The sequence below is a fragment of the Microbacterium sp. 13-71-7 genome (assembly GCF_002257455.1).
Taxonomy (GTDB): domain Bacteria; phylum Actinomycetota; class Actinomycetes; order Actinomycetales; family Microbacteriaceae; genus Microbacterium.
Genome location: NZ_NCKN01000146.1, coordinates 1 through 10,315, shown reverse-complemented (window position 1 = coordinate 10,315; position 10,315 = coordinate 1). Strand labels below are relative to the sequence as shown.

The following is a 10,315-nucleotide window of genomic DNA, read 5'->3' as shown; positions in this document are numbered from 1 at the left end:
GACCGTGAACGCGACCATGACCGCGGCGCCGATCACGAGTCCGAGAGCGATCCCGGTGCCCATGTTGTTCAGCGCGACGCCGAGCGCCACCCCGACGCCCATCCCGATCGCGAGGCCGGCGCCGAGACCCACGCGCCGCATCGTCTCGCCGGATCCCGGCCGCTGCTCATCCATGACTCCAGGCTAGATCCCGACCGGCGCAGGTGCTTCCGCCGGGGTACTTCCGCCGGGTCGCACGGGCGCGACACGCCCGGGTTGCACGAATCCGGGAGGCCCGGTATCGTCGTCCGAGTCCTGTCCGCCGTGTAAGGAAGTCCCTTGATCTGAGTCGTCGCCTCCGCGTTCCATCCACGCGCTGATCCGACACTCCTTCCTGCCCTCGCTCGTTCCGGCACAGGCATCTCCGGTCCCTGAGATCCGTCCTCTTCGTGACGTCTCGCCTCTCGAAAGGCTCGGGACCGATCGGCATCAGCGCACCCGAACACCTTCCGGGAGCCGCCCATGTCATTCCTCACCCCTTCCTCCGCGGTCGTGCTCGACCGCGTCACCTTCACCTGGCCCGACGGGTCCACCGCGCTCGACGCCGTCTCCGGTGCCTTCGGCGCAGGCCGCACCGGCCTCGTGGGACGCAACGGATCCGGCAAGTCGACGCTGCTCCGCCTCATCGCGGGCGACCTGAGTCCGACCTCAGGGCACATCACCGCGACCGGCGACGTGGCCTACCTGCCGCAGCGCCTCACGCTCGACACGCACGCCCGCGTGGCCGAGCTGCTCGGCGTGGCCGGAGCGCTCGACGCGGTCCGCGCGATCGCGGCGGGCGACGTCGACCCCGCCCGTTTCGATGAGGTCGGCGACGACTGGGACGTCGAGGCCCGCGCCGAGGCGGCGCTGGCCGAGGCAGGCCTGGATCCGTCGTTCCTCGACCGCACCGTCGGAGAGCTCTCCGGCGGCGAGGCGGTGCTCGTCGCGATCGCCGGCATCCGCGCCCGCCGGGCGCCGATCACGCTGCTCGACGAGCCCACCAACAACCTCGACCGCGAGGCGCGGGCACGGCTCGGCGAGATGGTGCGCTCCTGGCGCGGCACGCTCGTGGTGGTCAGTCACGATGTCACGCTGCTCGAACTCATGGACGACACCGCCGAGCTGTACGGGCGCGAGCTCAGCGTCTTCGGCGGCCCGTACTCGGAATGGCGCGCGTGGCTGGATGCCGAGCAGGAGTCCGCGAAGCAGGCGGAGAGAGACGCCAAGCAGGCCTTCAAGAAGGAGAAGCGGCAGCGCATCGAGGCCGAGCTGAAGCTCGCGACCCGGTCGCAGATGGCGAAGAAGGCCTTCGAGGAGAAGCGCGTGCCGAAGATCGTCGCGAACGGCCGGAAGATGGCCGCGCAGGTCTCGGCCGGCAGGCTCCGCACCGAGGTCGCCGAGAAGGAGGGCACCGCGCGCGAGGCGCTGGACGCGGCGGGGCATCGGATCCGTCACGACGCCACGATGAAGATCGAGCTGCCGGATCCGGGCGTCTCCCGGAGCCGCCGCATCGCGACCATCGGCGACGCGGAGAGGTCCTGGACGATCCATGGCCCCGAGCGCGTCGCGTTGATCGGGCGCAACGGGGTGGGCAAGACGACGCTGCTGCGGCGGCTCGTCGACGCCGCCTCGGCGCCGACCGACGGGGCGCCGGGTTCAGGCTGGATCACCGTCCCTGCCGCGGACCCGGCGTCTGTTCCGTATTCCGGATCGATGGCCGAAACGGCGCCCGCAACGGCCGATCTCCACGGTTCCGTGGAATCCATCCTGAGAACGGTGCCCCACACCGACCGCATCGGGTACCTGCCGCAGCGGATCGACGGCCTCGACGAGACCGCGACCGTGGTGCAGAACGTCGCGGCGCGCGCCCCGGAGATCCCGGAGAAGGAGCTGCGCAACCGGCTCGCCCGGTTCCTGATCCGCGGCGCCGCCATGGATCGCCCGGTCGGCGCGCTGTCCGGCGGGGAGCGCTTCAGGGTAGCCCTGGCGACCCTGCTGCTGGCCGATCCCGCACCGCACCTCGTGGTGCTGGACGAGCCGACGAACAACCTGGACCTCGACACCGTGGACCAGGTCGTGCAGGCGCTGCGCGCCTACCGCGGTGCGGTGCTGATCGTCAGCCACGACGACGCGTTCCTGCGACGCCTGGACCTGGATCTGACGCTCGAGCTCGACGCCGAGGGCGCGCTCGCAGAGGTCGCCCTCGGATCCTGACGGGCGCGAGACGCGCACCCGGCCGGATGTCGGCCGGCCGGGTGCGCGCCGTGCACGCGTCTGGGACGCATCGGGAATGCGGGCGCGCGACCTCGCTGTTGCGCACGTCATGACGACAATCGGAATCATCGGAGCAGGACACATCGGCAGCGCTGTCGCAGAGGCCTTCGCGGGTCTCGGCTACGACGTCGTGATCGCGAACTCGCGCGGTCCGGAGACTCTCGACGCGCTCGTGACACGACTCGGGCCGCGCGTGACCGCAGCCACCGCGGCCGGGGCTGCCGAGGCCGCCGACGTCGCCGTGGTGACCGTCCCGTTGAAAGCGCTGGCCGATATTCCCGTGGCGCCGCTCGCCGGCAAGATCGTGCTCGACACGAACAACTACTACTTCGAGCGGGACGGCCACATCGAGGCCCTCGACCGCGGCGAGACCACCACGTCGCAGCTCCTGCAGGAGCATCTGCCCGACTCGAAGGTCGTGAAGGCGTTCAACCACATCGGGTCCGGCGACATCCTGACGACGGGATCGCCGGCCGGCACGCCCGACCGGCGCGCGCTCGGCACGGCGAGCGATGACGACGACGCGGTCGCATTCGTGACCGACGTGTACGACCGGCTCGGGTTCGACACCGTGAGCGCAGGCCCGCTGAGCGAGTCGTGGCGCCTCGAACGCGACCGCCCCGCCTACGTCGCACGGCAGAACGCCGAGGAGCTGCGCGCCAACCTCGCCGCCGCGAACCGCCTGCCCTGACACACGGCCGGGGAGGGCCGGATCCAGCGGCCGTCCAGGGCGCGGGGGCAGGATGAGGGCATGAGCACCCTCGTCCGCCCCCGCAAGGGCCGTGTCATCGCCGGCGTCTGCGCCGCGCTCGCGCACAGGTTCGGCTGGCCCGTCCTCCTCATGCGCCTGCTCGCCATCGTCCTGATGGTGTTCGCGGGACTGCCGCTGTGGGTCTACATCGTGCTCTGGATCCTCATCCCGAAGGAGAAGTGAGCCCGCAGGGGCTTCCGGCTCAGGCGCGCTTCGCCCGCATCGCGCGCGTGTGGCCGAGCGTCGGATCCGCCGCCAGCAGGGCGTACTCCTCGGACTCGCGGGCGACCAGCGTGACCCGCCCCTCGGCGTCGCTGAGCACGCCCCAGCCGTAGCGCTTGCCGAGCGGCGAGGCGCGGAGGCAGGCCTGCCCCTTCGAGAAGAACTCGTCGCGCGCCTCGCCGTCGTCCGGATCGATGCCGCGGCGCAGCGCCCACGTGGAGAAGATGACGTCGTCGGAGGTCCGCTCGAACGGGTGCTCCGCGATCATCCGGTAGTGCAGCGCTCCGATCGTCGGGACCTCGCCCACGGGCGGTTCCTGCGCATGGTCCGTCGGGCAGTCCTCGGCCACCTCGATGAACGTGCTCGCGTAGTTCGTGGTGTGCTCGGCCATGCGTCCATGCTCGCACCCTGCGGAGACACCGGGCTTGGAGATCTGCGACAGGATCGAAGGCGGGCTCAGCGCCCGCCGAGGTAGCGTCGAGGCATGGAGCCCGCCGACCCCTCCGCCCGTCCGTGGCATCGAGCCCGCCCGGCCTCGGCCCTGTGCCTGACCGCCTGGATCCTCGCCGCACTCGCGTGGGTCGTCGCCTCGGGCGCGACACTGCGGTACCTGCACACCGAGGCGAGCATCGTCAGCATCGTCTGGATCCTCATCGCCGCCGCCTGCGCCGTGCTCGCCGTCGTCGTCGATCTCCTGACCCGTCGCGCGCGCGGCTCCGGCGCGGGGGCTGTCGTGCTGCACGCGCTCGGCAGCATCGGCACCGGCCTTTCGTTCGGGTTCGTGATCGCACAGGCGATGATCGTCAGTCGCGGCTACGCGGAGCCGAAGGGATACCTGCTCGCGATGGCCGCCCTGGTGCCGACAGCGCTCGGCGTGCTGATCTTCTTCGCCCCCGAGATGCGAGAGCGCTCCCGCCGAGCACGCCGCGAACGCGGAGGACGGGAGGAGCGCTGAACGGGACGCCTCCGCTTGGCGTGTCCGGGCCGTTGCGCCCAGGGCGGATCCGCCCCCGAATGTCGGCGGCAGCGGCGAAGATGGACGGATGAGCGACGCTTCGACCGGCTCAGCGCACCGCGTGCTCGACCGCTTCACCCCCGCGACCCAGGACTGGTTCCGCGGGGCGTTCACCGCACCCACCGCGGCACAGGCGGGGGCGTGGGAGGCGATCTCGGGCGGAAGTCACGCTCTCGTCGTCGCGCCGACCGGGTCGGGCAAGACGCTGTCGGCCTTCCTCTGGGCGATCGACCGGGTCTTCCGCGAGCGCACCGCCGAGGGCGCCGGCGCGGAGCAGGAGCACCCTGCGACGAAGCGATCCTCGAAGAAGGTCGTCGCCGAGCGTGCAGGACGCACCCGCATCCTCTACATCTCGCCGCTCAAGGCCCTCGGCGTCGACGTGGAGCGCAACCTCCGCTCACCGCTCATCGGCATCGGGCAGTCCGCCCGGCGTCTCGGGATCCCCGCCCCCGCGGTGACGGTGGGCGTGCGCTCGGGCGACACCACCTCATCGGACCGGCGCCGCCTCGTCGTGGATCCGCCGGACATCCTCATCACCACGCCCGAATCGCTCTACCTGATGCTCACCAGCCGCGCCGGAGACACCCTGCGCGACGTGCACACGGTCATCATCGACGAGGTGCACGCGGTCGCGGCGACCAAGCGCGGCGCCCATCTCGCGGTCAGCCTCGAACGGCTCGACCAGCTGCGCAGAGCGGCCGGCGCCGAGGCCCCCGTGCAGCGCATCGGCCTCAGCGCGACCGTGCGCCCGATCGACGAGGTCGCGCGATTCCTCGGCGGCGCGCAGCCCGTCGAGATCGTGGCGCCTCCCGCCTCGAAGACCTTCGACCTGCAGGTCGTCGTGCCGATCGAGGACATGCTCCACCCGCCCCCGCCTCCCGGCACCGAGGAGACTCCGCGGCCGTTCGGGGCCGATCGAATCGACCAGACGGTCGGAGGCGCGGATGCCTTCGGCGAGAACACCGAGATGACGGGATCCGTCTGGCCGCACGTCGAAGAGGCGATCGTCGACAGGATCCTGCAGAACCGCTCGACGATCGTGTTCGCCAATTCGCGGCGCCTGGCCGAGCGGCTCACGGGGCGGCTGAACGAGATCTACAGCGAACGGATCGGGCTCGACCTCCCTGCGGCCATGGTGCCGGCCGCGATGATGGCGCAGGCGGGGTCGACCGCCGGGGCGGATCCGGTGCTCGCGAAGGCGCACCACGGCTCGGTCTCGAAGGAGCAGAGGGCGATCGTCGAGGAGGAGCTCAAGTCGGGCGTGCTGCGCTGCGTCGTCGCGACGAGCAGTCTCGAGCTCGGCATCGACATGGGCGCGGTCGACCTCGTGATCCAGGTGGAGGCGCCGCCCTCGGCCGCCTCCGGACTGCAGCGCGTGGGCCGCGCAGGACACCAGGTCGGCGAGATCAGCCGCGCTTCGCTGTTCCCCAAGCACCGCGGCGACGTGCTGCACACCGCGATCGTGACCGAGCGCATGCTGGCGGGGCAGATCGAGGCGATCAGCGTGCCGCGGAACCCCCTCGACATCCTCGCGCAGCAGACCGTCGCGGCCTGCGCTCTCGAGCCGCTCGACGTCGAGCAGTGGTTCGACACCGTGCGCCGCAGCGCGCCCTTCGCCGCGCTCCCCCGCTCGGCGTACGAGGCGACGCTCGACCTGCTCGCCGGGCGCTTCCCGTCCGACGAGTTCGCCGAGCTGCGCCCGCGCCTCGTCTGGGACCGCGATGCCGGCACGCTCACCGGACGCCCTGGCGCGCAGCGGATCGCGGTCACGAGCGGCGGCACGATCCCCGACCGGGGGCTCTTCGGCGTCTTCGTCGCCGGCGAGACGACGGGCGCGCGCGTCGGCGAGCTCGACGAGGAGATGGTCTACGAATCCCGGGTCGGCGACGTGTTCACGCTCGGCACGACGAGCTGGCGGATCGCCGAGATCACGCACGACCGCGTCAACGTGATCCCCGCCTACGGACAGCCGGGCAAGGTGCCGTTCTGGCACGGCGACGGCCTGGGCCGCCCGTTCGAACTCGGCGAGGCGCTCGGCGTCTTCAACCGCGAGGTGCACGGTGCGACGCCGGAGAAGGCGAGGGAGCGGCTCAGCGCTGCCGGCCTCGACGACCGCGCGCAGGCGAACCTGCTCGCGCACCTGAACGAGCAGAAGGAGTCGACGGGCACGCTCCCCACCGACCGCACGCTGACGGTCGAGCGCAGCCGCGACGAGATCGGCGACTGGCGCGTGATCCTGCACTCCCCCTACGGGCAGATGGTCCACGCGCCGTGGGCCCTGGCCGTGAACGCGCGCATCCGCGAGCGCCTCGGGGTGGAGGGCTCGGCGGTCGCCAGCGACGACGGCATCATCGTGCGCGTGCCGGACGCCGACGCGGAGCCGCCCGGCGCCGAGCTCTTCGTCTTCGAGCCGGAGGAGCTCGAGCGGATCGTGACCGACGAGGTCGGCGGATCCGCGCTGTTCGCCTCGCGCTTCCGCGAGTGCGCGGCGCGCGCCCTGCTCATGCCGCGGATGAACCCCAACCGGCGCACCCCGCTGTGGCAGCAGCGGCAGCGCTCGGCGCAGCTGCTCGAGGTGGCCCGCAAGCACCCGACGTTCCCGATCATCCTGGAGACGCTGCGCGAAGTCCTGCAGGACGTCTACGACCTGCCGTCGCTGCGGCGTCTCGCGACCGGCATCGCGGAGCGGCGCATCCGGCTGGTCGAGGTGCAGACCGCGCAGCCCTCGCCGTTCGCCCGCGACCTGCTGTTCGGCTACGTCGGCGCGTTCATGTACGAGGGCGACTCCCCGCTCGCCGAACGCCGGGCCGCCGCACTGTCGGTGGATCCGGCGCTGCTGGGCGAGCTGCTCGGCACGGTCGAGCTGCGGGAGCTCCTGGATCCCGAGGTCATCGCCCAGTTCGAGCGCGAAGCACAGCGGCTCGATCCGTCCCGCCGTGCGCGCGGGGTCGAGGGCGTCGCGGATCTGCTGCGCCTGCTCGGGCCGCTCGACGCGGGCGAGGTCGCGGCACGCCTCGAACCCTCTGATACACCCGACGCCCTTCGTCTCGCTTCGCTCGCTCAGGGACCGGAAGCCGACCGGTCCCTGAGCGAGGAGCGCAGCGACGAGACGAAGGGCGTGGCCGAGGCCGCCACCCACCTCACCGCTCTGATCGATGCCCGCCGCGCGGTCGAGGTCACGATCGGCGGCGTGCGCAGGGTCGCCGCGATCGAGGACGCGGGGCGACTCCGGGACGCCCTGGGCGTGCCGCTTCCCGTCGGCATCCCGGTGGCGTTCCTGGAGCCGGTCGCGGATCCGCTCGGCGACCTCGTGGCCCGGCATGCGCGCACGCACGGCCCGTTCCTCGGATCCGCCGTCGCCGCCCGCTTCGGGCTCGGATCGGCGATCGTGCGGCAGACGCTGCAACGGCTCGAGGCCGACGGCCGCGTCACGAGCGGATACTTCCTGCCGGATCCCCCGAGCGCCACCGAGGCCGGTCCCCGTGCCTCCGCGACCACGGCGGGCCCGGATGAGACGGAGTGGTGCGACACGGAGGTGCTGCGACGGCTGCGGATGCGCTCGCTCGCGGCCATCCGCGGCAGCGTCGAGCCCGTGCCTCCCGCCGCGTTCGCGCGCTTCCTGCCGGAGTGGCAGCATCTCGCGCGGCCGCTCGACGGCATCGACGGGGTCGCCACCGCGATCGAGCAGCTCGCCGGCGTGCCGATCCCGGCGAGCGCCTGGGAGTCGCTGGTGCTCCCGCAGCGGGTGCGCGACTACACGCCGGCCATGCTCGACGAGCTGACCAGCTCCGGCGAGGTCGTCTGGGCCGGTCACGGCGCGCTCCCCGGTCGCGACGGCTGGGTCTCCCTGCACCCCGCGGATCTCGCGCCGTTCACGGTGCCGTTCGCCGCGGAGACGCCAGAGCCGGGATCCCTCGAAGCGCAGCTGCTCGCCGCGCTCGCCTCGGGCGGCGCGTACTTCGCCGCCCAGCTGCGCGAGACGACCGGCGCCGACAACGAGGTCTCGGTGGTCGAGGCGCTCTGGAACCTCGCGTGGTCGGGCCATGTCACGAACGACACCTTCGCACCGATCCGCGCGCTCCTGAGCGGCGGCAACCAGGCGCACAAGGTCGCCCGCCGCGCCCCGCGCGCACGTACCTTCCGGGGCATGTCGCTCGCGCGGCCGGCCTCCGCGCCGCGGCCGCTCAACGTCGGAGGGCGCTGGTCGCTGCTGCCGGAGGCGGAGACGGATCCGGCCCGGCGCGCCACGGTCTCGGCGGGCCTGCTGCTGGATCGCTACGGCGTCGTCACGCGCGGATCCGTGCAGTCGGAGGGCCTGCCGGGCGGCTTCGCCCAGGCCTACCGCGTGCTCGCCGGGTTCGAGGAGGCGGGGCACTGCCGGCGCGGCTACGTGATCGAGAAGCTCGGCGCCGCCCAGTTCGCCGCCTCCGCGACGATCGACCGGCTCCGCACCTTCGCCGGACTCGCGGATCCCCCGCCGCGGACCGCGCGCACGCTCGCCGCGACCGACCCGGCCAACCCATACGGGGCGGCGCTCGGCTGGCCGCGCCGGGACGACGTCTCGCACCGGCCGGGCCGGAAGGCGGGAGCGCTGGTCGTGCTGGTGGACGGAGCCCTCGCGCTCTACCTCGAGCGCGGCGGCAAGACGGTGCTCGCGTTCACGGACGACGAGGAGGAGCTCCGCGCCGCGACCGCAGACCTCGCGGCGATGGCGAAAGCCCGGCGGCTGGAGACCCTCACGGTCGAGAAGGTGAACGGCGACGGCATGTACGGCACGGCAGGAGGATCCCTGCTCGGACGGCTGCTGCAGGAGGCGGGATTCGTCGCCACCCCGCGCGGCTACACGCTGCGGAAGACGCTGTGAGCCGAGCCGGATCCGCGGCCGGCGGGGAGGGCGCATACCCTTGTGGCATGATCCGTGAGTTCGCCGTCGGATTCGGCACCCTGGTGCGCGGATTCGGCCTGTGGCGCACGCACCCGCGACTGCTCGCGCTCGGGCTCATCCCCGCCGCGATCAGCTTCGCCGTGCTCGCGGCGGCGCTGATCCCGCTGGGCTTCTCCCTCGGCGCGGTCACGACCTGGATGACGCCCTTCGCCGACGGATGGATCGCCGGATGGCGCGACGCGCTGCGCATCGCACTCGGCATCGTGCTGTTCGTCGCGGCCGCCGTGCTGTCCGGACTGGTGTTCACCGCGCTCACGCTCACGATCGGCGACCCGTTCTACCAGCGCATCTGGCGCGGCGTGGAGCGCTCGCTGGGAGGCCCGGAGCCGACCGGCGAGACCGGCTTCTGGAGCACCGTCGGCGAAGGCCTGCGCCTGATCCTGCTCGGCGCGCTCGTCGCCCTGCTCACCCTGGTCCTCGGCGTCATCCCGCTCGTGGGCGGCGTGCTCGCGACCGTGGTCGGGGTGCTGCTGTCGGGGCGGCTGCTCGCGCGGGAGCTGACGGGACGGGCCTTCGACGCCCGCGGCCTCGACCACGGCGACCGGCTGCGCCTGCTCGGCGCGGGACGCGCACGGGTGCTCGGCTTCGGCGTCGCCACCCAGCTCTGCTTCATGGTTCCGCTCGGCGCGATCGTCACGATGCCTGCGGCCGTGGCCGGATCCACGATGCTGGCCCGCGCGCTGACCGTGCCGGAACTGTCCGCCGAGTGGCGTGCCTCGATTGAACGGCGGCTGGCGCGTCGCCATGCCGACGGCTTGTCCCCTGACAACGGAGATGCATCGTGAGCATCCATGTGATCGCGCGACTGACCGCCCGCCCCGAACACCGCGACGACGTCGCCCGCGCCCTCGGCCCGCTGGTCGCCGGCAGCCGTGCCGAGCCGGGCAACCGGCAGTACGACCTGTTCGCTGCGGCCGACGGCTCGCCGGTGTTCCATATCGTGGAGGCCTACGACGACGAAGCGGCCCTGCAGGCGCACCGCGACAGTGCGCACTACCGCACCTACCGCGCGACCGTCGCGGACTGGCTGGCCGCGCCGCCCGAGGTCCACGTGCTCGGGCCGCTCGACGTGGCCGGCGCATGAGCG

Annotated in this window: 8 protein-coding genes; 7 read left to right on the top strand and 1 reads right to left on the bottom strand. The window is 72.6% G+C overall.

Features of this window, described 5'->3' with window-relative positions; translation table 11 throughout:
- The first annotated feature begins 501 nt into the window (after positions 1-501).
- The 3 genes from B7X32_RS13900 to B7X32_RS13890 all read left to right on the top strand — a co-directional run bounded on the left by B7X32_RS13900 (position 502) and on the right by B7X32_RS13890 (position 3,229).
- Positions 502-2,235, top strand: coding sequence for an ATP-binding cassette domain-containing protein (locus B7X32_RS13900; protein ID WP_292720706.1), 1,734 nt, complete (start codon positions 502-504; stop codon positions 2,233-2,235).
- Positions 2,236-2,344: 109 nt separating this feature from the next.
- Positions 2,345-2,986, top strand: a complete 642-nt coding sequence (locus B7X32_RS13895) for an NAD(P)-binding domain-containing protein (RefSeq protein ID WP_292720703.1) — start codon at positions 2,345-2,347, stop codon at positions 2,984-2,986.
- 60 nt (positions 2,987-3,046) lie between these two features.
- Positions 3,047-3,229 carry a PspC domain-containing protein gene (locus B7X32_RS13890; protein WP_292720700.1) on the top strand — a complete coding sequence of 61 codons (183 nt, stop codon included), beginning with the start codon at positions 3,047-3,049 and terminating at the stop codon, positions 3,227-3,229.
- A 19-nt stretch (positions 3,230-3,248) separates the two neighbouring features.
- Here B7X32_RS13890 and B7X32_RS13885 read toward each other — a convergent pair whose 3' ends face one another.
- Positions 3,249-3,659 carry a DUF6157 family protein gene (locus B7X32_RS13885; protein WP_292720697.1) on the bottom strand — a complete coding sequence of 137 codons (411 nt, stop codon included), beginning with the start codon at positions 3,657-3,659 and terminating at the stop codon, positions 3,249-3,251.
- Between the two features lie 93 nt (positions 3,660-3,752).
- Between B7X32_RS13885 and B7X32_RS13880 the strand changes: the two genes are divergently transcribed.
- From B7X32_RS13880 to B7X32_RS13865, 4 genes are all read left to right on the top strand, one after another.
- Positions 3,753-4,223 carry a hypothetical protein gene (locus B7X32_RS13880; RefSeq protein WP_292720694.1) on the top strand — a complete coding sequence of 157 codons (471 nt, stop codon included), beginning with the start codon at positions 3,753-3,755 and terminating at the stop codon, positions 4,221-4,223.
- Between the two features lie 88 nt (positions 4,224-4,311).
- Entirely contained in the window at positions 4,312-9,147 is a 4,836-nt protein-coding gene (locus tag B7X32_RS13875; protein ID WP_292720691.1) for a DEAD/DEAH box helicase, read from the top strand.
- Between the two features lie 47 nt (positions 9,148-9,194).
- Positions 9,195-10,013 (top strand): EI24 domain-containing protein, encoded by an 819-nt coding sequence (locus B7X32_RS13870; RefSeq protein ID WP_292720688.1) that lies wholly within the window; start codon positions 9,195-9,197, stop codon positions 10,011-10,013.
- On the top strand, positions 10,010-10,312 hold the full coding sequence (locus tag B7X32_RS13865) for a putative quinol monooxygenase (RefSeq protein ID WP_292720685.1): 303 nt from the start codon (positions 10,010-10,012) through the stop codon (positions 10,310-10,312). Before B7X32_RS13870 ends, B7X32_RS13865 begins: the two co-directional genes overlap by 4 nt.
- The last annotated feature ends 3 nt before the right edge of the window (positions 10,313-10,315 follow it).